Here is a 25,880-nt window from a genome sequence, read left to right on the forward strand (position 1 = left end):
GCGCCTCGCTTGTTTGGCATTTTAATGGATTACATGTAATGACTATTAAATACAATTTACTCATCGCTGCCACGTTATTTGCAACATCCTCAGCAATGGCCGGTGACTTTTCACTAGGAGCGGGGGCTGTATTTAATGAGTCTCCTTACAAAGGCTATAACGAAAATACTACCGCAGTACCGTTAATTAGCTACGAAGGCGAGAGCTTTTATGTTCGCCAGACCACGGGCGGATGGATCCTGTGGAAAGACGCAAAAAATGAACTCAGCCTGACCGCATCGTGGATGCCGCTGCATTTCGATCCTGATGACAACGACGACCATCAGATGAAAAAGCTTGATGAGCGTAAAGCTTCTGCCTTCCTCGGCGGCGCGTACTACCGCCACGAAAGCTGGGGTTCGCTGAAAGTGGCGGTCTCGGGCGATGCCACGGATGAAAGCGGCGGTATGATCGGCGAGGTTTCATACTTTCGTCCAATCAGGATGGAACGCCTGACCCTGACGCCCTCTGTCGGTATTTTCTATAGCGACGAAAGCTATAACGACTACTACTATGGCGTATCCGGCAGCGAGTCTCGCCGCTCAGGTCTGGATGAATACACCGCCGGTGACAGCTGGACGCCATACGTTGGCCTGGCGGCCAAATATCAGTTAACCCAGAAGCTGTACCTTAACGCCAGCGCGGTCTACACCGTATTGCCTGACGACGTGAAGAACAGCCCGATGATCGACCGCGACGACAGCTTCGCGCTGATGACCGGTCTGACCTGGCGTTTCTGATGCGCTAAAGCCGGGTGGCGGCTTCGCCTTACCCGGCCTACATGGACTGCCATCGCAGTTTTACGTAGGCCCGTGCAAGCAAAGCGCCGCCGGGCATATTTGAGAGTACCGATCTCCCGTTTTCCCTTCCCGTCATGGCTTCCTCATTAATATTCCTGATACGCTAATGCGATCTGCGCCATCAATAAAGGTGTGCATCATGTGTATCATGCTTAAAGAAAATCAAACCGGGCACTCTCGTCCGTATTTGGCGACAGGCGTGAATTAAGCACGGATATCAGGAGTCGTTATGTTTTATCCGGCTTACATTCATTCTGACTTCGACGGTAGTGCCAGCGGCTTTTTCCCTGACGTTCCAGGCTGAGGCAGCACGTCGCGTGCTGCCTGGGTAAAAAATTAATTATATAGAGCTGCTGTCGCTTTCAGGATATCAGCAAATGAATAGATATCATCGACTGTCGTTATAGGATGACGCGTTTCGTTTTTTTCTATGTCGAAAAGTCCGATGTATTTTTGCGTACGATTAAAATGCAATCGGCAAAGGGGTTTGCGGTTGTTGTCATCTACAAGAATACCAAAGTAACTTTTGGTATCTCTGTGAGTTATACGGGGTGCCTCCAGTACTGCTCTGGTGATTGCTTTAACAATATGATATCCCTCGAGCTCCTCTAGCGTTGTAACCACATCACTTTCATCTTTATGTTCGTCTTCCTCAATCTGTGATGACTCATTTGGAGTATCGATGATCGCTGGGGTTATGCCCGTAATAGCTGACTTAAGTCGCTCATTAACCTGATCATTTATGTACTGGCTTGCAGCTTTTTTGGTCAAGTTAAAAAAAGACTCTCTGACTTTTTGAGTCAGAATCCCATCATAAACTCGGGATGCAAAAAATTTCACAAAGTCATCTTCAGGATTATTTAGCTGAGAATGCAGGATTTTTTTGATTTGGCTGACATATTTTAATTCACCAGCAGCATTGATAATTGATTCTAAATCAAACGAAGACTTAGTTAATTTTTTTAGCTCAGGTATTATATTTTCGTCAATATCAAGAAGATCTACTTCCAAAAATGGTTTTTCATCCATTTTATTGGGAGCATCCAGATCTGTAAAAAATTTATAATTTTGTCCATTGGTGAGGATTGAAATTCTGGCGTTTGTTACATGAAAATACCTGAATAACTGCGAAGCATGATTTATATTTAATGGTTCGCCAATTTTCTTACATTCAATAAGTATCTGAACGTCATTATTTTTCATTATAGCATAATCGATTTTCTCGCCCTTTTTTGTACCAACATCACAGACAAACTCAGGTGTTACCTCTGAAGGATCAAAAACATCATAACCCAGAACGTTATGAATGAATGGCATTACAAATGCAGTTTTTGTTGCTTCTTCAGTATTAATTACATCAAGTTGTTGTTTTATTTTATTTGATAAGGCATTTAATCTTTCTGTGAATTCCATGGGATGTCCTTATTTTTAGCTGTGTGTCTTAATGGAATAACACTAAAATGCATGTCAGACAATGGTATACCTGAGCTGAACTGCTGCAAAAAAACAATACCGAGGGTTAGATCACATTGTCTTTCAGTCGATGATTATCAGTGAACTCGGCATCACCGATGCTCGATAAAAATATTATATATTCATAAAGGTGGCATTATTCTTGTTTATGTTTATCCACCCAAATCCGCATCTCTGCTACTCCCCTATTTGCCCAACTGAACCGGGGTATAAAGGTTAGCGTGCAGTGCTGGCGCTGGAGATGATTTTATAGCAGGTGTCGCTCTCTTCAGGGAATGGAGACAGCGTGGATCAGGCCGGTGCGGCGATGGCGTGGAAGGCGAAGCAGCTTATTCGCACGCAGTTTCATTTACCGCTTTCGACGTCGCAGCAGGCAAAAGCGTTGCACTGCAATGCCGATTACCTGGGGCGCGTATTTCGCCGGACTTTCCATTTAACCCTGACGGAGGCGATACATCGCCAGCGCGTCAGGGCAGTGGAAAAGCTGTTGCTGGATGGCTCTGCGTCGCTTACCTAAGTAGCAAACCGCTTTGGTTTTAATGACGTGGGCTATTTTCGGCAAATATTTTCAAAGCATACGGGCTTAACACCTGCCGTCTGGAAACGGCGGTATTGTAAAGAGCATAATAATTCCGGCTGAGCGCCTCCTGTTTGACCCATCACACCTTCGCTGAATCGGGCATTATGTAAGATGTGTGCAGTACCGGCTTTTAACGTGCGCGAGGCGTAACACATGAACCGATTTATCATGGCGGATGCGGAAAAATGCATTGGGTGCCGCACCTGCGAAGTGGCCTGTGCGGTGTCGCATCAGGACGCCGTCTCCGCTCGTGCCTTTGCGCCCCGCCTTCGGGTGGTTAAGGGAAGTTCATACACTACGGCAGTGGGTTGCCATCAGTGCGAGGACGCGCCGTGTGCTAACGTCTGTCCAACCCATGCCATCAGCCTTACGGCGGGAGCCTGGCTCGTTGAGCAGACGCGCTGCATTGGGTGCAAAAGCTGTGTGGTGGCATGTCCGTTTGGGGCGATGCAGGTGCGTCTGGAGGGAAATAAGGCGCAGGCGCTGAAATGTGATTTATGCCTGCATCGCGAAGGCGGACCGGCCTGCGTGGAGGCCTGTCCAACCCACGCGTTGCGCTGCGTTGACCCTGCCAGGATTCGGGCTGAAAAGCTTACTGCATTTTATTGAAATTCCACGTTAACGTCAGACTGTAGCGCCAGTCCCTGTTGCGACTGTCTGTCGGAACATCCCCGACGGGTCGTGCCGCCTCCACCGTGACGCTATAGTGGCGCGTATCGCCTATCATCACCCCGGCAGCCACTGACCCGAGCCGCTGATGGGGCAAACCGGACGTGTTAAACCAGGTTTGCGCGGTATCGGCCAGGATATAGGGTTGGATGGTGGCAAGCCAGGTGCTCTCTTTTCGCATCTTGATATAGCGCAGTTCTACCTGCCCGCCATAGCCGTAATCACCGCTTGCTTCACTGTCCTGATATCCACGGCCAAAGCGCTGGGCACCGAAGCTAACGCGTTCGGGCTCTGGCAATGTGTTATTTGACCAGTCTCCCTCCCAGGATGTTGATAGCCGCCATTTGTCGGCAAACAGCCAGGCAGCGTCCAGATAGCTTTTTGTGAGCGTAAAATTAATATCGGGTTTAGGGACTGAGACGATATCGGCACCCATCGCATCAATACCCTGTCGTACGTTGAGTCTGCCGCTGATGCTGGCGGTTGTGAATTGATGTGCACCATTGATACCCACTTCCAGCGCCGGATAACGCGCGTGTTGGTTGACGGAGTCCAGACTGTAGGTTTTGCCCTGCAGTCTGGCCTGCAGGGCATAGTCATCCTGGCGGTCGGTATAATCAAAACCGCTGGTCAGATTAATTTGTGATTTTTGCGTCAGCAGCAATGGATAGCCAAACGCGACGCCGCCGTTGTATTGCGTTGTTTTTTGCTTCGAATCGACCTGAATATTATTGGGCAAAGTGAGCAGGGGGGAAAAATCCCGCGGATTTTCACGGTAATAGCTGCCTTTGATCTGCATCGTCAGCCCTTCATCGTTTAAAAACTGCTGCCAGTTCAGACCCACATAGTTTTTTCGCGTGTTGCTATCTAACGGTATAAGCGTAGCCACGCCAAGCTGATCGCCATAGCTTGTCAGATTGCTGAGCGTTCCGTTCAGCATCATTAAATCTTGCCCTTTACGGGTGTCGATCGTGGAGGCGATATTCCAGCTCCGCTCCTCATTACCGGTTATCTGCATCGCCGCCGCGCCATAGATATTGGTTGGCAGCTGCGCGTTGGCCGTGACCGGAACGTTCGGGGTGCGGGTCATCAGCTGGCTATAGCGATCGAACGTATCCTGAGACAGCGGTTTTTCCGCCATGATTTTTTCTGACAAGCGTTTAAGGCGCGCGGCGATATTGGGGTTGTTACTGGTTATGTCGCTGTGCGCCACGTACCCTTCGACCAGGACAATTTTAATATTTCCCTGCTGGAAATTATTATCGGGCAGCCAGGCATAGGAGAGCGGAAAACCGTCGGCCTTGTAGCGCGCCGTAATATCATTTACCAGCCCCGTAAGCGTTTTTAGCGGCACGGTTTTTCCGGCGTAAGGCCTGAAGGGGTTAAGTAATTCCTGCAAGGGATAACGCGTGCCGCCAATAAACTGAATGTGATGAATGGTAATGGGCGTTTCAGGCGTCAGCGTTGACTGCGGTTTTTCTATTTTGACTTTCGGCTGTGGGACGGTCTCAGTCTGTTCTGGGGCAACGTTACGAGAAACTTGCGCCGGGTTATCAGGGTTAATAATAGAGGGCAGTGTATCGGCGCGGGCCATGCTCAACACAACCAGCCCCGTCAGCGAAAAAAGGAAATGGTTTTTCATCGCGCTATCCCTGTTCATCATTCCCGGTTAGGGGGAGTGTCGCTGTACGAAGCGCCCCTGAAGCAGGGGCGCAGAAAGGCAATAACCGTTTTACTGTTTTGGCGTCAGTAGACCGGTGGTTAACGTGTTGTTGTGCTGGCGGTAACGCCCGACGTCAGGGTATTGAGGGTTGTATTGACCGTCGCACCCAGGCTGTTGTTCGTGGCCGCCACATTTGCATTAGCTGTGAGAGAGCCTGATCCTCCTCCGGTCGTCGAGGTGGCGGGTTTCACTAGCGTACCGGTATCCGTCACCGTCTGGCCGACGTTTTGAACGACCTGACCTACGCCGCTAAGCCCGCTATTACTGCTGCTAACGTTGGTGCCTACGCCGCTCACGGTGTTTCCTACTTGCGTCAGCAGGCCGTTGACCGGAGTACCCAGACCTGTTGTGGTGCCCACGCTTTGCGTCACGCCTTGTACTCCGCCCAGCGTCTTGTTCACCACAGTCGTCGTATCGGTTGTTACCTGAGCTACCGCAGGGCTACTGACCGTGTTGGTTAAACCTGTGCCGGTGTTACTGACTAACTGCCCGGTACTGTTTACCACGCTGCCCGTCAGGCCTGTTACGCCGCTAACCGGTGTTCCCGATGTCGAACTTGCCAGGCCCGTGCCTACCGTAGAGACGGTATTGCCCAATGAGGTGACCGACGTGGTCACGCCCTGAACCGTCGTACCGACACCGTTCGCGTTGCCCGGATCGCCAATGCCGGAGGTGACGCCTGTTCCCACGGTAGAGACGGCACTGCCAACACCACTGACGGTGGTTGAAACGGTTGATGTGACAGGATTATTTGTCGGGATCTGGCTTCCCAGACTGTCCACCGTAGAGCCGACGCTGGTCACCGTTTTACCGGCATCACCCAGCACAGTATTCACGCCTGCAGTGGTTGTGCCGCCACTGCCCGTTCCGGTCCCTCCGCTGCCGTTACCTCCGGTTCCCGTTCCTGAGCCTGAGCCCGAGCCTGTCCCTGAACCTGAGCCAGATCCGTTACTGCCTGAACCACCATTATTAGCCGTTGTGCCACTTCCATCACCCGAGCCGGTATTACTTCCGGTTGCAGGGTTATTTTTGGCTGTTGAGTGAGATCCGCCACCGCTTCCACTGCAGGCAGAAAGAGAGAACGCGAGCAGTACCGCAGCAGCAATTACGCTGATGCGACTAGCATTATTAGGTAGCATAAAAATACTCCACGCAATAGAACGCCGAGCGGCGTATTAGTGAGTATATGCAGTATTTTAAAAATGCACACAGACTCGCTTCGAGGATATTTTTTTACCAGCGTTGTTTGTTTTAAATCTTATATAACAATGAGTTAATTAAGTTATTATTTAACGTCTACTTAATTATTTTTGAATTACTATAGTGCCATTAAAACAACAGGAATTATCCTAAATAATCCCTTTAAATAATGGGGGGATAAAGCTGAAGGATATATCCTTTATAAAATATATAGATCACGATAAAAAATAAGGCTCTTCATCCGAAGAGCCTTAATATTTAACAATTGCCTTCGTGCCAGGCTTTTTCAATTTCTTCGGCGAGAATTTTAACACCCGCTTCGATTTTTTCCGGATCGGGTACGTAGTTCATGCGCATGCACTGGTGCGTATGCGGCCACGGCTTATCCAGTCCCGGGAAGAAATAATCGCCCGGTACCATCAGAACGCCGCGCTTTTTCAGGCGCTGGTAGAGCAGTTCGGTGGTGACAGGCAAATCCTTAAACCACAGCCACAAGAAAATTGCTCCTTCTGGTTTGTGGATCAGGCAGCGTTCTTCCGGCAAATAGCGGCGAAGTATCGCAATCGTCTCCTGAACGCGCTGGTAATAGAATGGCTTGATCACGTCATTCGACAGACGCAGCAGGTCGTTGCGCTTAATCATTTCACACATCATCGCCGGGCCAATGCCGCCCGGTGAAAGGCTGATAATGCCGTTCATATTGGTAATGGCGGTGATGATTTTCTCGTTGGCGATGATGATGCCGCAGCGGCTGCCCGGCAGACCCAGCTTAGAGAGGCTCATGCACAGGACAATGTTCGGGTTCCACAGCGGACGTGCTTCGCTGAAGATAATGCCCGGGAACGGCACGCCGTAGGCGTTATCGATCACCAGCGGAATGCCGTGCTGATTCGCCAGCGCATCCAGCTTCATCAGTTCGTCGTCGGTGATCACGTTGCCCGTTGGGTTAGTCGGGCGCGATACGCAGATCATGCCCGTCTCTTCACCAATATGCAGGTGTTCAAAATCGACGTGATATTTGAACTGGCCTTCAGGCAGCAGCTCGATGTTCGGGCGCGCGGAGACGAACAGATCCTCTTCCAGGCCGGAATCGGCGTAGCCGATATACTCTGGTGCCAGCGGGAACAGCACTTTTTTGGTGGTGCCGTCGGCGCGACGCCCTGCGAACAGGTTAAACAAGTAGAAAAACGCGCTCTGACTGCCGTTTGTCAGTGCAATATTCTGTGGTTCGATATCCCAACCCAGCTCGTCACGCAGCATTTCGGCGAGGAGTGCCAGCAGTTCGGTTTTACCCTGCGGGCCGTCGTAATTGCAAAGCGCATCGGTTGCTTTGCCGCTTTCCAGCATCTGAGCGAGCAGCGTCTGGAAATAGGTATTCATCTCCGGGATTTGAGCCGGGTTTCCGCCGCCGAGCATGATTGCGCCCGGTGTGCGCAGCCCGTCGTTGAGATCCTCCATCAGGCGAGTAATGCCTGAATGGCGGGTAAATTTGTCGCCGAAAAGTGAAAACGTCATAGCAGGTGATCTGTCGAGCTTATTTTGAAAGTGGGTAACCATAACGCTAGCACCGTGCTGGTGCAAATCGGGTGATGTGGTCGGATTTGTTGTTTTATAGGGCGGAAGTGTATTTGTGTAGTGAATAGTTCTGGTGGGTTTCCCCTCACCCTAACCCTCTCCCACAGGGAGAGGGAACTGGAGTGTGCCGTTATTGATTACCTGCCCATACCACCATCACCTTATCGCCATTATGCTCGCGCACGAATCCATACCCCTCGTTCAGCGACAGCGTGGTTTGTTTGCCTTCACCAATCGCCGGGTGGCGGGCGCGGAACTGGCCCAGCGTTTGCCAGTGGGCGACGGTTAGGGCCTGCTTGCCCGTGACGTCCTGCCAGTTCATATCTGACCGGGTGCCCTGTAATGGATCAGAACCCGTCGGACCGAACGGACGCTCGGATTCATCACCGTAATAGATTTGTACGCTGCCCGGAGCCAGCAGAAGCAGCTCCGCCGCGCGCTGGCCTCCTTCGCGGAACAGACGCGTATCGTGTGATGAGAGATAGCTCAGCACGTTGAAGCTTTGCAGCTTTTCCGCCATCTGCTGCCAGGTGAGATCCATATCGGCCAGGCAATCCACCGCTTTTGCCGCCTGCTCCTGATAGTCAAAGTTGATCATCGCATCAAAACCGTGGCGGTAATAATCGCTTTGCATCACCCCGTGGCCCCAGGATTCCCCGGTCATCCAGAACGGTGCGTTGTCGAGCTTTTTGTCCGGGTTCGCCCCTTTCCAGGCGGCCAGCGCCTGGCTTGCCTGGTCTTTCAGCTGTTGCCAGGCCGCAAGCTCAACGTGTTTCGCCGTATCCACCCGGAAACCGTCGATGCCGTAGTCACGTACCCACTGGCTGAGCCAGTGGGTCAGATAATCGCGCGGGGTATATACGGGGATGGCCTTCGCGTGGGTGTCGGGCTTGTGTTGGTAAAAGTTAGGCAATCCGGAAGGCGTCGTGGATTCCGTTTTCAAATCCGGCAGAAATGCCAGCGACATGGTCAAATCGTCGAAGCCGGGGTTGTCGTAATCGCCGATGTCCGTGCGGATCCATTTTTTACCCCACCATTTTTCCCATGCGGCTTTGTCGCTGAAGTTGATGTAGTCGTTAAAGCTGTGCCAGCTTTGGCCCGCGCCCGGCTTCCAGTCCGTCCAGCGTTCTCCCAGCGTCTTTTTCAGCTCATCACCCTGAAGGTACAGGGCACCAAACTGAAATTCCTGCATGTCTGCCAGCGTGGCATAGCCAACGTGGTTCATGACGATATCGAACAGAACGCGGATCCCGCGCTTGTGCGCTTCGTCGACAAGATGGCGTAAATCATCTTCGGTTCCCATGTTGGCGTCGAGCTTCGTCCAGTCCTGGGTGTAGTAGCCGTGATAGGCGTAATGCGGGAAATCACCTTTGGTGCCACCGCCTACCCAGCCGTGGATCTGCTCAAGCGGGGAGCTTATCCAGAGCGCATTCACTCCCAGCTGCTGTAAATAATCGAGCTTGCCGGTAAGTCCTCTGAGATCCCCGCCGTGGAAGGTGCCAATCTCCTGCATACCGTCTTTGTGGCGACCGTAGCTGTTGTCGTTGCCCGGGTCACCATTCACATAACGGTCGGTCAGCACAAAATAGACGGTGGCGTTTTGCCAGCTAAACGGCGCGGGCTTGTCGGTTTCGGCGCGCTCAAGCAGCAGCAGGCCGTTACTGTGGGCGGCTGGCTGCAGGGTGATTTTTCCATTCTGCACCGTCGCCGTCTGTTTACTGTAGTAGTCGCGCACGACGGAGCCCTCCGGGAAGGTATCGCCGATGTCCAGCGACAGCGGTTTACCGTCCCACTTCGGACACTGGCGGATGACGTTTGCAACCGGCTGTTCTGCGGCACTCTGAATCGTCAGCAGCAGGGTGGGCGTGCCGGAGCGGGTATCAATCCGCATCTGGTAGTCACCGTCGCGGAAAAGACGCCACTGCGGCGGCGTGCCGTCACAGGGCTTGAGCGACAGCATCTCATTGAGTTTTATCGCGTCCGCAGGCTGCCAGCACGTCTTGTCAAAACTCAGCGTCAGAGGACGCGTACCCTTCGCAAGCTTTGCCTGGCTGGTGAAGACCCCGGTGCCTTCGGCGCTAAATGCGCTAAACCCCGGCGATGACCAGTCGGCATGCGCCAGTGCGGGTAACATCAGAAAGGCTAATGCGGTACGTTTCATTCCTTTTTCCTGTCGCGGCATTTTTGACCAGTGTGCCATCAGGCGAGGGGCAAAAACTCATCCCCTGCCGCTTTCTGCCGGGAGGAAGCGTGAGGATGAGTGATCTCGCGCAAAATTAGGCAGTTATCTGCGATAGCGCACACAGTTTTTGTGGAATGATGTTTTTATGAGCAAGTTTCAGGTGACATAGTTTCGGAATTGGACTATTTCTATACGTGCTCTTGAAGTCTATTTTTGATATGATTTGAGATTCCGCTCTCAAATTTGTGAAAAAAATAAGGTGTTGGGATGATTACATCCGACCAGGAGACCTAATGATATCGACTCCCATTCGACGATATGGGGCTGCGATACTCATGTTACTCACCACGGCATTTTCGGGTGAGGTGCTTGCGAAGACGCACACGGATACAACGAGTAAGAAAGCCCACGTAATAAAGACGACAAGTAGTAAGGTTAGCAGTAAACAAGAGTATTCTCGCAATAGTGCAAAGAGTAGTTCACTTCCTGATTTGCGAAAATACCCTTCCGGAACACCAAGGAAAAAAGCGTTTCTCCGGACGGTAATGCCTTACATCACGAGTCAAAATGCCGCGATTACTGCGGATCGTAACTGGCTGATTTCCAAACAGTACGATAGCCGCTGGTCGCCGTCAGAGCGCGCGCGTCTGAAAGATATCACGAAGCGCTACAAGCTGAGCTGGAACGGTAACACCCGTCGTGTGCCGTGGAATGCTCTCCTTGAGCGTGTGGATATCATCCCGGGCAGCATGGTTGCGACCATGGCTGCTGCCGAAAGCGGCTGGGGTACTTCTAAGCTTGCGCGTAGCAACAACAACCTTTTCGGCATGAAATGTGTGAAAGGTCGTTGTAATAATGCCCCTGGCAAGGTGAAAGGCTATTCGCAGTTTGAATCTGTGAAAGATTCCGTCAGCGCCTACGTGGTGAATCTGAACACGCATCCGGCCTACTCATCTTTCCGTAAATCACGCGCTCAGCTGCGTAAAGCGGACCAGGAAGTGACGGCTAGTACGATGATCCACAAGCTGAAAGGTTATTCGACAAAGGGACAGAGCTATAACAACTATCTGTTCGCCATGTACCAGGATAACCAGCGTTTAATCGCCGCCCATATGTAATCTAAAAAAACGCCTTCCACTGGAAGGCGTTTTCTTTTCTATATCAGCACCTCGCTGTAGCGATCCCGATACTCCTTCGGCGTGGTCTCATACTCCTTGCGAAACACGGAATAGAAATATTGCAGAGACGGGTAACCGCACATCTGCGAGATTTCGTTGATCGACAGCGACGTGGAAATGAGCAGGCTGCGTGCTTTCTCCAGCTTTTCAGCATGGATGACGGCATGAATAGTTTCGCCCACCTCTTCTTTAAAACGCTTCTCCAGATTCGAACGCGAAATGCCCACCGAATCCAGTACCTGATCGACCTTTATCCCTTTGCAGGCGTGGTTGCGAATGTAGTGCATGGCCTGAATGACGGCCGGGTCGCTTAAGGAGCGATAATCGGTTGAGCGACGTTCCACGACGCGGACAGGAGGCACGAGCAAACGCTGAAGCGGCAGAGATTCTTTATCGAGCAGACGATGCAGCAGCTTCGCCGCCTGATAGCCCATCTGACGCGTGCCCTGAGCAACGGAGGAGAGCGCCACGCGAGAAAGATAGCGGGTCAGTTCTTCGTTATCAATGCCAATCACGCACAGCTTTTCGGGCACAGGAATGTGTAAATGTTCGCAGACCTGCAGCACGTGCCGCGCGCGAGCGTCCGTCACGGCGATAATACCGGTTTGCGGCGGCAGCGTTTGCAGCCAGTCCGCCAGGCGGTTTTGCGCGTGCTGCCAGTTTTCTGGTGCGGTCTCCAGCCCCTGGTACACCACGCCGCGATACTTCTCCTGTGCGACCAGCTGGCAAAACGCGTGTTCTCGCTCAACGGCCCAGCGCTTGCCGCTGGTGGCTGGTAAACCATAAAACGCGAAGCGATGGACGCCTTTCTCTTTTAAATGAAGAAAGGCGGACTCGACCAGGGCATGGTTATCGGTGGCAATATAATGGACCGGCGGATAGTGTTCGGGCGCATGGTAAGAGCCGCCGACGCCTACAATCGGGACGTCGACGTCGGTCAGCAGCTGCTCAATGATGGGATCGTCATAGTCGGCGATGACGCCATCGCCCAGCCAGTCTTTGATGTTCTCCAGACGGGTGCGAAAATCTTCTTCAATAAAAATATCCCATTCGGATTGCGACGCCTGCAAATATTCACCAACGCCTTCCACCACCTGACGGTCGTAGGCTTTATTGGCATTGAATAACAACGTAATGCGGTGACGCTTTTCAAACATGGCTCACTTCCCAATTAAGTCACAATACGGTTATCAGGCCCGTCGCTTGGTGGCCGAGTCCATCCAGACTGCCAGTAAAAGAATGGCCCCCTTGACGATATACTGCCAAAACGTCGGGACGTCCATCATACTCATCCCGTTATCCAACGACGCCATGATAAATGCCCCCATGACCGCGCCCGCCACGCTCCCGATACCCCCTGCGAGGCTGGTGCCGCCAATGACGCAGGCGGCGATAGCATCCAGCTCGGCGATGTTACCGGCGGAGGGCGAGCCGGCGCCCAGACGCGAGCTAAGGATCAACCCGGCGATAGCGACCATCAGGCCGTTAATGGCGAAAACCGCCAGCTTGGTACGTTCGACATTGATACCCGAGAGACGGGCAGCTTCAAGGTTGCCGCCAATGGCATAAATACGGCGGCCAAACGCGGTGCGCGTCGCCATAAACATACCTGCCAGCAGTAAAAGCGCCAGCAGCAGGACGGGTGTCGGGACACCGCGATAGTCGTTTAAAAGCCAGATGGCGCCCAGCACAATGACCGCCGTGAGCGCCTGACGCCCCACTACCGACGTTGACGCTGGAGAAGCCAGCCCCAGCGCCTGACGGCGCATGCGTCCACGCCACTGCCACGCGACAAACCCCAGCAACCCCACCAAACCGATGGTAAAGCCCACGGTATCCGAGAGGTAACTCTGGCCAATCTGCGACATGGCTGCACTGGTCGGGGAGACGGTGGTGCCGTTAGTGATGCCGATTAAGATCCCGCGAAAGGCCAGCATCCCTGCCAGGGTGACAATGAACGATGGCACCTTACGGTAGGCAACCCACCAGCCGTTCCAGGCTCCCAGTACCAGACCCAGCACCAGCGTGACCGCCACGGTCAGCGGCAGCGGCCAGCCGAGCCAGACGTCAAAAATCGCCGCCACGCCGCCGAGGAGACCCATCATCGACCCGACCGACAGGTCGATCTCCGCGGAGATAATCACGAACACCATGCCCACCGCCAGAATGCCGGTGATGGCGGTCTGGCGGAGCAGGTTAGAGACGTTACGTGCGCTTAAGTACGAGCCATCGGTCATCCAGGTAAAGAAGAGCATGATGACGATAATGGCCGCGATCATCACGAAAACCTGCAGGTTAAGCGCTTTTAAGCCCGCGAACGCACCGGGCGTCGGAACAGCGACTTTGATATCAGACGGATTGCTTTTCGACATGACGTTCGCTCCTTAAAGCGGCTTCCATCACCTGCTCCTGCGTCAGGTTCTGGTTAATCAGGTTGGCTTTCAGTTTTCCCTCATGCATGACCAGCACGCGGTCGCTCAGTCCGAGCACTTCGGGTAATTCAGACGAAATGACAATGACGGCAATCCCTTGCTGTACAAGCTGATTAATCAGTTTGTAGATTTCATATTTGGCACCGATATCAATCCCGCGCGTTGGCTCATCAAGAATTAATATGCGTGGATTGAGAAGCAGGCAGCGCGCCAGAATCGCCTTCTGCTGGTTTCCCCCGCTCAGACGGCCAATCGCCAGTTCCGGCGAGGAGGTTTTGACCTTCAGCCGGGCAAGCGACTGGAGGATGCACTGCTGCTCGGCGGCGTCGTCCAGGCTGCTCAGCGCGCCGGAGAACCGATCGAGTGCCGCAAGCGTAATGTTTTTACCCACCGCCATCACCGGTACGATGCCGTCTTTCTTACGATCTTCCGGCACCATGGCAATACCGTGGGCAATCGCCTGCTGGCAGTTGTCGATTTTCACCGGCTGGCCGTCGATATAAACCGTGCCCTCCCAGCGCCCCGGCCACACGCCAAACAGGCACTGTACGGCTTCGGTGCGTCCGGCACCGACGAGGCCGGCAATCCCAAGAATTTCACCGCTGTGAAGGGAAAACGAGACGTTATTGACGCGCTTGATGTGGCGGTTAACGGGGTGCCACGCGGTCAGGTTTTCCACGCGCAGCACTTCATCGCCCTTAGCGTGAGGCTCATTCGGGTAGAGCGCCGTCAGCTCGCGGCCCACCATCATGGTGATGATGTCATCTTCGCTCATGCCCGCGGCTTCACGCGTGCCGATGTGCTGCCCGTCGCGGATCACGCAGATGGTGTCCGAAATGGCTTTGACCTCGTTCAGCTTGTGCGAAATGTAGATACAGGCGATGCCGTGGTTTTGCAGATCGCGGATGATGTTGAGCAGAACCGCGGTTTCCTGTTCGGTAAGCGAGGCCGTTGGCTCATCAAGGATCAGCAGCCTGACCTGTTTATTTAGCGCCTTCGCTATTTCGACCAGCTGCTGTTGACCCAGGCCCAGATCCCCCACGCGGGTATCCGGTGAAATGTTGAGGCTCACCTGCGCCAGCAGCTTTTCGCAGCGGAGCGTCATGGTGTCGTAATCCAGCACGCCGCGGTGGGAAATTTCGGCACCGAGAAAGATGTTCTCCAGCACGGTGAGATGCTTCACCAGCGCCAGCTCCTGGTGGATGATGGCGATGCCTTTGCGTTCGGTATCGCGGATGTGTGTCGCCTGAATCACTTCACCGGCAAAGACGATTTCGCCTTCGTAGCTGCCGTGTGGGTAGATCCCGCACAGCACTTTCATCAGCGTCGACTTGCCCGAGCCGTTCTCGCCGCACAGTGAAACCACTTCGCCGGGGTTCAACCGGAGGCTAACGTTATCGACGGCTTTCACCGTGCCGAAGCGCTTGGTGATGCTTTTCATTTCAAGTAAATAGGGCATAACCGCTCCACATAACCCGAGGGAAGAACAGTACAACGTGATGCGCTCCCGCAGAGCAGGGGCCGCGCCGGATTACAGTTCGCTCTTCTTGTGGAAACCGTCTTTAACCACGGTGGCGTCAATGTTCTCTTTATTGACTTCAATCGGCGTGAGCAGGCGAGCCGGAACGTCTTTCAGGCCGTTATTCAGCGTTGCGTCTGCTTTAGGTTGTTTGCCATTGCCCAGCTCCACGGCGATTTCCGCCGCCGTATTGGCCAGCTGGGTAATCGGTTTGTAGACCGTCATGGTTTGGGTGCCTGCGATAATGCGTTTTACGCCAGCGAGATCGGCATCCTGTCCTGAAATGGCGACTTTTCCGGCCAGCCCCTGTGCGCTCAGGGCCTGGATAGCCCCGCCTGCAGTGGCATCGTTGGAGGCCACAACCGCATCAATTTTGTTGTTGTTGGCCGTCAGCGCGTTTTCCATAATTTTCAGCGCGTTTTCTGGCAGCCAGCCGTCGGCCCACTGATCGCCAACCACTTTAATTTTCCCGTTGTCGATGTACGGTTTAAGGACTTTCATTTGCCCTTCGCGGAACAGTTTGGCGTTGTTATCTACCGGAGAGCCGCCCATCAGGAAATAATTGCCCTGAGGCACTTTGTCGATCAGGCTTTGCGCCTGTAATTCCCCGACTTTTTCATTGTCGAACGAAATATAATAATCAATATCCGCATTATTAATCATGCGGTCATAGGCCAGGACTTTTATGCCTTCCTGTTTGGCTTCTTTCACCACGTTACTTAATACCTGGCCGTTATAGGGGATAATGACCAGAACATCGACGCCACGGTTGATCATATTCTCGATCTGCGACATTTGTGTTTCTTCGTTGCCGTTAGCCGACTGAACAAACACGCTTGCGCCGAGAGATTCTGCTTTCTTCACAAAAATATCGCGATCTTTTTGCCAGCGCTCCAGGCGCAGGTCGTCAATCGCCATGCCAATTTTGACCTCTTTGGCATGTCCTGCAAAGCTTGCAAGGAGAAGCGTAGTGCAGAGCGTTAGAGTCAGGTTCTTTATCTTCATAATTATTAGGCCTTTTTGTAGGGGTATGTGTTGCTGAGATAAAAGAAACATTCACTACTGAGACGCAGCAAATTTTTAACGCGGAAAGGCGGGCTGGCAATTACAGATTTTTATCTTCTCATTATGATATTTGGTTTATTTCTAAATTTATGACCGCGATCGGATTTTAAAATACGTAACGTCTTAATTACATTTGATTCTGGAATACGCGCCGAAAAATAGTTTGTCTGCGCATTATTTTGCGAGCCAGCGCACAGTTGTGCATTCTCTCAATAGCAGTGTGAAATAACGTAATTGAGCAACCCAAAATGTCTATTCACTATTACTCCTGTATCAACGACTCGCCGCATACCCTGATTATGGAGCTCAATATGCAAGCTTATTTCGACCAACTCGATCGTGTTCGTTACGAAGGCCCAAAAACGACCAATCCTTTAGCATTTCGTCACTACAACCCGGATGAGCTGGTGCTGGGTAAGCGCATGGAAGATCATCTGCGCTTTGCCGCCTGTTACTGGCATACCTTCTGCTGGAACGGCGCCGATATGTTTGGCGTGGGTTCCTTTGACCGCCCGTGGCAGCAGCCGGGTGAGGCCATTGAGCTGGCAAAGCGCAAAGCCGATGTCGCATTTGAGTTCTTCCACAAGCTGAACGTACCGTACTACTGCTTCCATGACGTGGACGTGTCGCCGGAAGGCGCGTCGCTGAAAGAGTATCTGAACAATTTTGCGCAGATGGTGGATGTACTGGCGGCGAAACAGCAGCAAAGCGGCGTGAAGCTGCTCTGGGGCACGGCAAACTGCTTCACCAACCCACGCTACGGCGCGGGCGCGGCAACCAATCCGGATCCGGAAGTGTTTAGCTGGGCAGCCACGCAGGTGGTGACGGCAATGAACGCTACGCATCAGCTGGGTGGCGAGAACTATGTCCTGTGGGGTGGCCGTGAAGGTTATGAAACGCTGCTGAACACCGACCTGCGTCAGGAGCGCGAGCAGATTGGCCGCTTTATGCAGATGGTTGTCGACCATAAGCACAAAATCGGCTTCCGCGGCACGCTGCTGATTGAGCCGAAACCGCAGGAACCGACCAAGCATCAGTATGACTACGACGTGGCGACGGTGTATGGCTTCCTGAAGCAGTTCGGTCTGGAAAAAGAGATCAAAGTGAACATTGAAGCCAACCACGCCACGCTGGCGGGCCACTCTTTCCATCACGAGATCGCGTCTGCCATTGCGCTGGGCATTTTCGGCTCTGTCGATGCGAACCGTGGCGATGCACAGCTGGGCTGGGACACCGATCAGTTCCCGAACAGCGTGGAAGAGAATGCGCTGGTGATGTACGAAATCGTCAAAGCGGGCGGTTTCACCACCGGCGGCCTGAACTTTGACGCCAAGGTGCGTCGTCAGAGCACCGACAAATACGATCTGTTCTACGGCCACATTGGCGCGATGGACACCATGGCGCTGGCGCTGAAAGTGGCGGCTCGTATGATTGAAGACGGCGAGCTGGATAAACGCGTAGCGAAGCGTTACAGCGGCTGGAACAGTGAGCTGGGCCAGCAAATCTTGAAAGGTCAGTTATCGCTGGCGGAAATTGCGAAGTACGCTGAACAACAGCAGCTGGCGCCGCAGCACCAGAGCGGGCACCAGGAACTGCTGGAAAATCTCGTAAACCACTATCTGTTTGATAAGTGATTGAGCTGAAGATGCACGTAGGCCCGGTAAGCGTTAGCGCCACCGGGCATTTCTGTTAAAGGAGTCACCGTAATGTATATCGGGATCGATCTTGGCACATCGGGTGTGAAAGCCATCCTGTTGAGCGAGCAGGGCGACGTGTTAGCAACGCAGACGGAAACGCTGCAGGTTTCACGTCCGCATCCGCTGTGGTCAGAACAGGATCCGGAGCAGTGGTGGCAGGCGACGGATCGCGCAATTAAAGCCTTAGGTGAGCAGCACAGCCTTCGTGACGTGAAAGCGCTGGGAATTGCCGGACAAATGCACGGCGCTACGCTGCTCGACAGCCAGCAGCGCGTGCTGCGTCCAGCGATCCTCTGGAACGATGGCCGCTGTGCGGAAGAGTGCGCGCTTCTTGAGGAACGCGTGCCCAATTCCCGGGAGATTACCGGCAACCTGATGATGCCCGGCTTTACTGCGCCCAAATTGCTGTGGGTGCAGCGCCACGAACCGGAGATTTTCCGTCAGGTGGCGAAAGTCCTGCTGCCGAAAGACTATCTGCGTTTTCGCATAACGGGCGATTTCGCCAGCGACATGTCCGATGCCGCCGGCACCATGTGGCTCGACGTGGCGAAGCGCGACTGGAGCGAGGCGATGCTGGATGCATGCTATCTGACCCGGGAACATATGCCAACGCTGTACGAAGGCTGTGAGGTGACAGGCGCGCTGCTGCCAGCCGTTGCTGAGCGCTGGAATATGCCTGCCGTACCGGTGGTGGCCGGGGGCGGCGATAACGCGGCGGGCGCTGTCGGTGTCGGCATGGTTGAGGCGGGGCAGGCGATGCTGTCGCTGGGAACGTCTGGCGTCTATTTTGCCGTCAGCGACGGGTATCGCAGTAATCCTGAAAGCGCTGTGCACAGTTTCTGTCATGCCCTTCCCGGGAAATGGCATTTGATGTCGGTGATGCTCAGCGCGGCATCCTGCCTGGACTGGGCGGCAAAACTCACCGGCATGGCCGACGTTCCGGCGCTCATTTCCGCAGCCCAGCAGGCGGATGACGCTGCGGGTACCGTCTGGTTTTTACCGTATCTTTCCGGCGAGCGTACCCCGCACAACAACCCGGAAGCGAAAGGGGTGTTCTTTGGCTTAACCCATCAACATGGCCCGGCAGAGCTGGCGCGTGCGGTTCTGGAAGGCGTGGGCTATGCGCTGGCCGACGGGATGGACGTGGTGCACGACTGCGGCCTGAAACCGACGAGCGTCACCCTGATTGGCGGCGGTGCGCGAAGCCCTTACTGGCGACAGATGCTGTCTGATATCAGCGGGTTGCAGCTGGATTTCCGCACCGGAGGGGACGTCGGGCCCGCGCTCGGTGCCGCGCGACTGGCGCAGATAGCCATTCATCCGGAACAACCGCTTTCGCAACTGTTGCCGCAGCTTACGCTTGAACAGGCGCATTTGCCTGACGCGGCGCGCCATGCGGGGTACGCGGAGAGGCGCGACGTGTTCCGCAAAATCTACCAGCAGCTGCTGCCGCTGATGTCTTAAAACCGCTTGTCCGGGAGAGGCACGAGGATGTCCTTTTTTGGTCTGTGCGTGCCTTCATTTCCTTGCCAGTATGGTGTTACACCCACTGGCGAGGAGATTTATCATGTCACGCATTGCATTAATCAACATCGATACTCAGCAGTCCTTCCATCACCGCAATTACTGGCAGGAGGACGAAATTCCTGCCTTTCAGCAGGCGATGCTGGGGCTGATCGAAGGCTGCCAGGCGCACAATATTCCGGTCGTTGATATTTTTCACGTTGATGAAGACGGTCCTTTTACCCTCGAAAGCGGCTATGTCAAACCGATGGCCTTTTTACGTCATCAGCCGGATGTGGTTTTCCAGAAACACGTCCATAATGCGTTTACGGATACCGGGCTTGACCGCTGGCTGCGCGAGCGTGATATCAACCAGCTGATTATCTGCGGCATTCGCACTGAACAATGCTGTGAAACCACCGCCCGGGTGGCATCCGATCTAGGTTATGCTGTGACCTTTGTTAGTGAGGCAACGCTGACGTTTCCCATGACGTACAAGGGGATAACCCTTAGCGCAGCGGAAATTCGCCATCGTACCGAGACGGTACTTTCCGGGCGTTTTGCCGAGATTAAAACGGTAGCGGAGACGCTGGAGTCACTGTAATGCGCATCGACGTCTGGTTCGTGATGTTGCCCGGGGTGCTGTCATTAGACATGACCGGCCCGGCAGAAACCTTTGTGCTGGCAGGCGACGCGTTTCGCCTGCATTACATTGGCCCGCAGCCTGACGTTCAGACGTCGATTGGCCTGACGATGAGCGGCATTCAGCCGCTGCCGGAGCGTCTGCCGGAAGGTAGTCTGCTGGTGCTGCCGGGTGTGAGCGACTCCCGCAGTCAGTTCTCAACGCCACAGGCGCAGCAGATCCAGCACTGGCTGATGCGCCTGCAGCCGCAGATCCAGCGCCAGGAAATCACCGTGATGTGCGTCTGTTCAGGGGCCTTACTGGCGGCGAAATCGGACCTGCTGAACAACCGACAGTGCACGACCCATCATGACGTTATTAGCCGTTTACGCACCGCGGCCCCCACGGCGACGATTAAAGAAAACCGCATCTTTGTGCAGGATGAGAATATCTGGACCAGCGCGGGGATCACGTCAGGCATCGACCTGGCGCTGCACATGATTAACCGCCTGTGCGGCCCCGAAAAGGCGCTGACCGTGGCGCGTGAGATGGTGGTCTGGTTCCGCCGTTCCGGTGACGATCCCCAGCTCTCTCCGTGGCTACGCTATCGCAATCATCTTCACCCGGCGATTCATCGGGCGCAGGATGCGCTCACCGCCGAGCCGCAAAAAACGTGGAGCTTGCCTGACATTGCCGCACTGGCGCACGTCAGCCCGCGTCATCTCACCCGGCTTTTCCAGTCACATTTAGGGATTAGCGTTCGCGATTATCTGGAACAGCTGCGTCTGGCGGTGGCGGAGCAGTGGCTATTACAGGGGCGCGGCGTGGAGCAGGCTTCACTGGCGGCGGGGTTTTCTTCCCCGCGCCAGTACCATCGAGCCCGGCAGCGAAGCATTAGCTGACGAAGCGGCGAACGTCTATTTTGTGCAGCAGCATCGACAGCAGCAGGCTGATCGCCAGCGTGGCGGCAAAAATCCAGACGATATCCAGCACCGGCCAGCTTTTTAGCTCAATGCCTCTCGTGCGCAGCGCGTGGATCACCAGCGCGTGAAAACCGTAAATCCCGAGAGAGTGCCGCGAGATAATACTCAGCACGGGAAGGGCGCGCGCGTTCAGGGTATTTTTGGCAAGCGTGAGCAGCGAAACGGCACAGATAAAGACCATCGGCCCGCAATAGAGATACCAGGTATCGGCAAAATTGCCGCGCCACTGCAATTCGTGCAGCGTCCCGCGTGAAATCACTGCCACGCCAGCGATAAACAGCGCCCCGCAGAGCCAGTTCAACCCGCGTTTTTGCGTGTCCATCATCCCGATGGCGCGCCCCAGCATGCCGTAAAGCACGTAGTAAAAAGTATCGCCGTTGATATAGAGATTGACCGGCAGCCACTCAAATCCGTCGATTTTCTGTGAGAGCGTATTCGGGTTGGCGACAATGCCGATAACCACCATCAGGGCCAGAAGCATTTTACCGCTGACGTTTTTTACCTGGATGAGCGGGGAGACCAGATAGATAACGATAATGGCGAAGAAGAACCACAGGTGATAGAACACCGGTTTTTGCAGCACGTATTTCAGCGATAGCCCGGCGTTAATGGAGGTGAACAGCGTGATATAGAGCAGGGCAACGGCGCTGTAGAACCCCAGGCAGGCCGCGATGCGGATGAAGTGACGCGGCTGCGCGCTACGCTCGCCAAAAAAGAGAAAGCCGGAAATCATAAAGAACAGCGGCACGCTGACGCGTGACGCAGAGTTGAGAATATTGGCGATATCCCAGTTAACGGGGCTGATGCTGTGGGCATTCGTGACGTACCAGGTCGTCGTGTGGATCATGACCACCATCAGACACGCTATTCCTCGCAGGTTATCAATCCAGTTAATTTTTGACTGCATCAGTTCCTCGTATTCCCTGTAAATTGAGTGTGACTGCCATTGTCCAAAAGTCTTCGCTTGGAAAATTCTGAGTTTTATTCAGCAGGCTTGTAGGGAGGCCGCGAGATTCGCAGAATGCCGGACCGTAATCTATAAAAGCTTTGATACTAAAAATAACAGCCACTGACCAGGGCGGTAATAAAAATGATGATGAAGCGTGTGGCGTCACTCTTTCTGCTGTTCATCCTGGCGGGATGCAGCGCGCCGCAAGAAGCACCTGTGCAAAAAGCGCAGCAGGGTAAAATGAGCCCGGAACGTTCACTGGATATGGAAGCGCTCTGTAAAGATCGGGCCGCTCGCCGCTATAACTCGGACGTACAGAAAATTGATGTCACCGGGTTTGAGCGTTTTCAGGGAAGCTATGAGCTGCGGGGACATACGTCGCGCAAAGAGGGCTTTGTCTGCTCGTTTGATGCGGACGGTCAGTTTTTACATCTCTCCATGCGCTAGCCTGCTCGTATAATCAACAGCCAGACGCCGTCAGCGTTCTGGCCGGAAGGCTTATTTCCCCAATTTTCCCTAAACAACCCCGTTTCGTACTGTATATCTTGCAGCCAGCGGGTATACTGGTCCCTTCCATTTAAAACCACACGTATCCAGCACGAAATACTATGCAAAAGTTTGATACCAAGACCTTCCAGGGCCTGATCCTGACCTTACAGGATTACTGGGCTCGTCAGGGCTGTACCATTGTTCAACCTTTGGACATGGAAGTCGGCGCCGGCACTTCACACCCGATGACCAGCCTGCGCGCGTTGGGGCCAGAGCCAATGGCGACCGCGTATGTGCAGCCTTCCCGTCGTCCGACCGATGGTCGTTACGGTGAGAACCCGAACCGTCTGCAGCATTACTATCAGTTCCAGGTGGTGATTAAGCCATCACCAGACAACATTCAGGAACTGTACCTCGGGTCGCTGAAAGAGCTGGGTATGGATCCAACCATTCACGACATTCGTTTCGTGGAAGATAACTGGGAAAACCCAACGCTGGGTGCCTGGGGTCTGGGTTGGGAAGTGTGGCTGAACGGAATGGAAGTGACCCAGTTCACTTACTTCCAGCAGGTTGGCGGTCTGGAATGTAAGCCAATCACCGGTGAAATCACCTACGGTCTGGAACGTCTGGCGATGTACATTCAGGGCGTAGACAGCGTTTACGACCTGGTCTGGAGCGACGGCCCGCTGGGTAAAACCACCTACGGCGACGTGTTCCATCAGAACGAAGTGGAGCAATCCACCTATAACTTCGAATACGCGGATGTGGACTTCCTGTTCACCTGCTTCGAGCAGTATGAGAAAGAAGCGCAGCAGCTGCTGGCGCTGGAAACTCCGCTGCCGCTGCCTGCTTACGAGCGTATTCTGAAGGCCGCCCACAGCTTCAACCTGCTGGACGCCCGCAAAGCCATCTCCGTGACTGAACGTCAGCGCTACATTCTGCGTATTCGTACCCTGACCAAAGCCGTTGCAGAAGCTTACTACGCGTCCCGTGAAGCCCTTGGCTTCCCGATGTGCAACCGAAACAAATAAGAGGCGGCCATGTCTGAGAAAACTTTCCTGGTGGAAATCGGCACCGAAGAGCTGCCACCAAAAGCCCTGCGCAGCCTGGCTGAATCTTTCGCTGCGAACGTGACCGCCGAGCTGGATAACGCTGGCCTGGCACACGGTAAAATTGAGTGGTTTGCTGCACCGCGCCGTCTGGCGCTGAAAGTGGCAAATCTGGCGGCGTCTCAGCCGGATCGTGAAGTCGAAAAACGTGGCCCGGCGATTGCCCAGGCGTTTGACGCGGAAGGCAAGCCGAGCAAAGCGGCTGAAGGCTGGGCGCGCGGCTGCGGCATCACCGTTGATCAGGCCGAGCGTCTGACCACGGATAAAGGCGAGTGGCTGCTGTACCGTGCGCACGTGAAAGGCGAAAGCGCGGAAGCGCTGCTGCCGGACATGATTGCGACTTCTCTGGCGAAGCTGCCGATTCCTAAGCTGATGCGCTGGGGCGCCTCTGACGTGCACTTTGTGCGTCCGGTGCACACCGTGACCCTGCTGCTGGGCGATACCGTTATCCCGGCGACCATTCTGGGCGTGGCGTCCGATCGCGTGATCCGCGGCCATCGCTTTATGGGCGAGCCAGAGTTCACCATCGACAATGCCGACCAGTATCCGCAGATCCTGCTGGAGCGCGGTAAGGTCATTGCCGACTACGAGCAGCGTAAAGCCAAAATCAAAGCGGACGCGGAAGACGCGGCGCGCAAGATTGGCGGTAACGCAGACCTGAGCGACAGCCTGCTGGAAGAAGTCACCTCTCTGGTTGAATGGCCAGTTGTGCTGACGGCGAAGTTCGAAGAGAAATTCCTGGCCGTTCCGGCTGAAGCGCTGGTATACACCATGAAGGGTGACCAGAAGTACTTCCCGGTCTATGCCAACGACGGCAAGCTGCTGCCAAACTTCATCTTCGTGGCGAACATCGAATCGAAAGATCCGATCCAGATTATCTCCGGTAACGAGAAGGTGGTGCGTCCACGTCTGGCAGATGCGGAGTTCTTCTTCAATACCGACCGTAAAAAGCGTCTGGAAGATCATCTCCCGCGCCTGCAGACCGTGCTGTTCCAGCAGCAGCTGGGTACGCTGCGCGACAAGACCGACCGCATTGCGGAGCTGTCCGGCTGGATTGCCCGTGAAATCGGTGCAGACGTCAACCACGCGACGCGTGCAGGCCTGCTGTCCAAGTGCGACCTGATGACTAACATGGTGTTCGAATTTACCGACACCCAGGGCGTGATGGGCATGCACTACGCGCGTCACGATGGCGAAGCGGAAGACGTGGCCGTCGCCCTGAACGAGCAGTATCAGCCGCGCTTTGCGGGTGACGAACTGCCGTCCAACCCGGTTGCCTGCGCCGTGGCGATTGCCGATAAGATGGACACCCTGGCGGGTATCTTCGGTATCGGTCAGCATCCGAAAGGCGACAAAGACCCGTTTGCGCTGCGTCGTGCTGCGCTGGGCGTGCTGCGTATCATCGTTGAGAAGAACCTGAACCTCGATCTGCAGACGCTGACCGAAGAAGCGGTGCGTCTGTACGGCGACAAGCTGACCAACGCGAAGGTTGTGGATGACGTGATCGACTTTATGCTCGGTCGTTTCCGCGCGTGGTATCAGGACGAAGGTTACACCGTTGACACTATTCAGGCGGTGCTGGCGCGTCGTCCAACCCGTCCGGCTGATTTCGATGCGCGTATGAAGGCGGTTTCCCACTTCCGTACCCTGGAAGCGGCATCTGCCCTGGCCGCGGCCAACAAGCGCGTATCCAACATTCTGGCGAAATCCGACGAGACGCTGAACGAGCGCGTGAACGCCGCGACCCTGAAAGAGCCGGAAGAGATCGCTCTGGCGATGCAGGTTGTGGTGCTGCGCGACAAGCTCGAGCCGTACTTCGCGGAAGGTCGCTACCAGGAAGCGCTGGTGGAGCTGGCCGAGCTGCGTGACGTTATCGACGCCTTCTTCGAGAAAGTGATGGTGAACGTAGAAGATAAAGAACTGCGTATTAACCGTCTCTCCATGCTCGAGAAACTGCGCGAGCTGTTCCTGCGCGTAGCGGATATTTCGCTGCTGCAGTAATGTGCCGTTGTTACAAATGCTAAAAACCCGCTTCGGCGGGTTTTTTTATGGGGCTTTTCTGAGCCGGATAAGCGCAGCGTCATCCGGCAGGT

The 25,880-nt window shown here is 54.3% G+C and carries 20 protein-coding genes and 3 pseudogenes; 12 read left to right on the forward strand and 11 right to left on the reverse strand.

The genetic code is table 11. The features are described 5' to 3' along the window. Positions 1–38: 38 nt before the first annotated feature. Positions 39–779 (forward strand): MipA/OmpV family protein, encoded by a 741-nt coding sequence (locus ACWKXN_RS17870; RefSeq protein ID WP_048980292.1) that lies wholly within the window; start codon positions 39–41, stop codon positions 777–779. 289 nt (positions 780–1,068) lie between these two features. Next, positions 1,069–1,140, forward strand: a pseudogene (locus ACWKXN_RS17875) (type II toxin-antitoxin system HicB family antitoxin); the annotation flags it as partial. Positions 1,141–1,175: 35 nt separating this feature from the next. Here ACWKXN_RS17875 and ACWKXN_RS17880 read toward each other — a convergent pair. Together ACWKXN_RS17880 and ACWKXN_RS17885 are read right to left on the reverse strand one after the other, a co-directional pair. Next, on the reverse strand, positions 1,176–2,252 hold the full coding sequence (locus tag ACWKXN_RS17880; RefSeq protein WP_033147017.1) for a type I restriction endonuclease: 1,077 nt from the start codon (positions 2,250–2,252) through the stop codon (positions 1,176–1,178). A 196-nt stretch (positions 2,253–2,448) separates the two neighbouring features. Next, a pseudogene (locus tag ACWKXN_RS17885) lies at positions 2,449–2,550 on the reverse strand (hypothetical protein); the annotation flags it as partial. Between the two features lie 48 nt (positions 2,551–2,598). On the opposite strand from ACWKXN_RS17885, the pseudogene ACWKXN_RS17890 reads away from it, so the two are divergent. Together ACWKXN_RS17890 and ACWKXN_RS17895 are read left to right on the forward strand one after the other, a co-directional pair. Further along, a pseudogene (locus ACWKXN_RS17890) lies at positions 2,599–2,952 on the forward strand (helix-turn-helix domain-containing protein); the annotation flags it as partial. 93 nt (positions 2,953–3,045) lie between these two features. Further along, entirely contained in the window at positions 3,046–3,501 is a 456-nt protein-coding gene (locus ACWKXN_RS17895; protein WP_454544091.1) for a 4Fe-4S dicluster domain-containing protein, read from the forward strand. Here the strand turns inward: ACWKXN_RS17895 and ACWKXN_RS17900 are convergent. The 4 genes from ACWKXN_RS17900 to ACWKXN_RS17915 form a co-directional block, all read right to left on the reverse strand. Beyond that, the gene (locus ACWKXN_RS17900) at positions 3,485–5,203 is read right to left on the reverse strand and encodes a ShlB/FhaC/HecB family hemolysin secretion/activation protein (RefSeq protein ID WP_454544092.1); all 1,719 of its coding nucleotides are present in this window, start codon (positions 5,201–5,203) and stop codon (positions 3,485–3,487) included. The genes ACWKXN_RS17895 and ACWKXN_RS17900 overlap by 17 nt on opposite strands. Before the next feature lie 119 nt (positions 5,204–5,322). Continuing rightward, entirely contained in the window at positions 5,323–6,120 is a 798-nt protein-coding gene (locus ACWKXN_RS17905) for a collagen-like triple helix repeat-containing protein (RefSeq protein ID WP_223862643.1), read from the reverse strand. A 622-nt stretch (positions 6,121–6,742) separates the two neighbouring features. Next, complete coding sequence (gene avtA / locus ACWKXN_RS17910) at positions 6,743–7,999, reverse strand: valine--pyruvate transaminase (protein WP_454544093.1); 1,257 nt, start codon at positions 7,997–7,999, stop codon at positions 6,743–6,745. Positions 8,000–8,189: 190 nt separating this feature from the next. Beyond that, positions 8,190–10,220 carry an alpha-amylase gene (locus ACWKXN_RS17915; protein ID WP_048980296.1) on the reverse strand — a complete coding sequence of 677 codons (2,031 nt, stop codon included), beginning with the start codon at positions 10,218–10,220 and terminating at the stop codon, positions 8,190–8,192. 314 nt (positions 10,221–10,534) lie between these two features. Between ACWKXN_RS17915 and ACWKXN_RS17920 the strand changes: the two genes are divergently transcribed. Then, positions 10,535–11,359, forward strand: a complete 825-nt coding sequence (locus ACWKXN_RS17920) for a protein bax (RefSeq protein ID WP_032661838.1) — start codon at positions 10,535–10,537, stop codon at positions 11,357–11,359. A 38-nt stretch (positions 11,360–11,397) separates the two neighbouring features. Here ACWKXN_RS17920 and xylR read toward each other — a convergent pair whose 3' ends face one another. From xylR to xylF, 4 genes are all read right to left on the reverse strand, one after another. Further along, positions 11,398–12,576, reverse strand: a complete 1,179-nt coding sequence (gene xylR, locus ACWKXN_RS17925) for a D-xylose utilization transcriptional activator XylR (RefSeq protein ID WP_048980297.1) — start codon at positions 12,574–12,576, stop codon at positions 11,398–11,400. A 33-nt stretch (positions 12,577–12,609) separates the two neighbouring features. Beyond that, positions 12,610–13,791, reverse strand: coding sequence for a xylose ABC transporter permease XylH (gene xylH / locus ACWKXN_RS17930; protein ID WP_454544094.1), 1,182 nt, complete (start codon positions 13,789–13,791; stop codon positions 12,610–12,612). Continuing rightward, positions 13,769–15,310, reverse strand: coding sequence for a xylose ABC transporter ATP-binding protein (locus ACWKXN_RS17935; RefSeq protein WP_039261158.1), 1,542 nt, complete (start codon positions 15,308–15,310; stop codon positions 13,769–13,771). The genes xylH and ACWKXN_RS17935 overlap by 23 nt, the downstream gene beginning before the upstream one ends. A gap of 72 nt (positions 15,311–15,382) precedes the next feature. Continuing rightward, positions 15,383–16,375 carry a D-xylose ABC transporter substrate-binding protein gene (xylF, locus tag ACWKXN_RS17940; protein WP_032650791.1) on the reverse strand — a complete coding sequence of 331 codons (993 nt, stop codon included), beginning with the start codon at positions 16,373–16,375 and terminating at the stop codon, positions 15,383–15,385. Between the two features lie 371 nt (positions 16,376–16,746). Here xylF and xylA point away from each other — a divergent pair, with 371 nt between their 5' ends. From xylA to ACWKXN_RS17960, 4 genes are all read left to right on the forward strand, one after another. Next, the gene (gene xylA / locus ACWKXN_RS17945; protein WP_087823749.1) at positions 16,747–18,069 is read left to right on the forward strand and encodes a xylose isomerase; all 1,323 of its coding nucleotides are present in this window, start codon (positions 16,747–16,749) and stop codon (positions 18,067–18,069) included. A gap of 72 nt (positions 18,070–18,141) precedes the next feature. Next, positions 18,142–19,596 carry a xylulokinase gene (xylB, locus tag ACWKXN_RS17950; protein WP_454544095.1) on the forward strand — a complete coding sequence of 485 codons (1,455 nt, stop codon included), beginning with the start codon at positions 18,142–18,144 and terminating at the stop codon, positions 19,594–19,596. Between the two features lie 103 nt (positions 19,597–19,699). Further along, positions 19,700–20,239: an isochorismatase family protein gene (locus ACWKXN_RS17955; protein WP_094935101.1), complete on the forward strand. Its 540-nt coding sequence runs from the start codon at positions 19,700–19,702 to the stop codon at positions 20,237–20,239. After that, positions 20,239–21,159 carry a GlxA family transcriptional regulator gene (locus ACWKXN_RS17960; RefSeq protein ID WP_320711256.1) on the forward strand — a complete coding sequence of 307 codons (921 nt, stop codon included), beginning with the start codon at positions 20,239–20,241 and terminating at the stop codon, positions 21,157–21,159. Before ACWKXN_RS17955 ends, ACWKXN_RS17960 begins: the two co-directional genes overlap by 1 nt. On the opposite strand, the gene ACWKXN_RS17965 is transcribed toward ACWKXN_RS17960, so the two are convergent. Further along, on the reverse strand, positions 21,152–22,147 hold the full coding sequence (locus ACWKXN_RS17965) for an acyltransferase (RefSeq protein ID WP_454544096.1): 996 nt from the start codon (positions 22,145–22,147) through the stop codon (positions 21,152–21,154). The two genes, ACWKXN_RS17960 and ACWKXN_RS17965, sit on opposite strands and share 8 nt — an antisense overlap. A gap of 183 nt (positions 22,148–22,330) precedes the next feature. Here ACWKXN_RS17965 and ACWKXN_RS17970 point away from each other — a divergent pair, with 183 nt between their 5' ends. From ACWKXN_RS17970 to glyS, 3 genes are all read left to right on the forward strand, one after another. Further along, on the forward strand, positions 22,331–22,636 hold the full coding sequence (locus tag ACWKXN_RS17970; protein ID WP_032661816.1) for a YsaB family lipoprotein: 306 nt from the start codon (positions 22,331–22,333) through the stop codon (positions 22,634–22,636). Positions 22,637–22,797: 161 nt separating this feature from the next. Beyond that, on the forward strand, positions 22,798–23,709 hold the full coding sequence (gene glyQ / locus ACWKXN_RS17975) for a glycine--tRNA ligase subunit alpha (RefSeq protein WP_003860141.1): 912 nt from the start codon (positions 22,798–22,800) through the stop codon (positions 23,707–23,709). Positions 23,710–23,718: 9 nt separating this feature from the next. Beyond that, positions 23,719–25,788 (forward strand): glycine--tRNA ligase subunit beta, encoded by a 2,070-nt coding sequence (gene glyS, locus ACWKXN_RS17980; RefSeq protein WP_033147004.1) that lies wholly within the window; start codon positions 23,719–23,721, stop codon positions 25,786–25,788. The last annotated feature ends 92 nt before the right edge of the window (positions 25,789–25,880 follow it).

This window comes from Enterobacter sp. UPMP2060 (assembly GCF_053709655.1).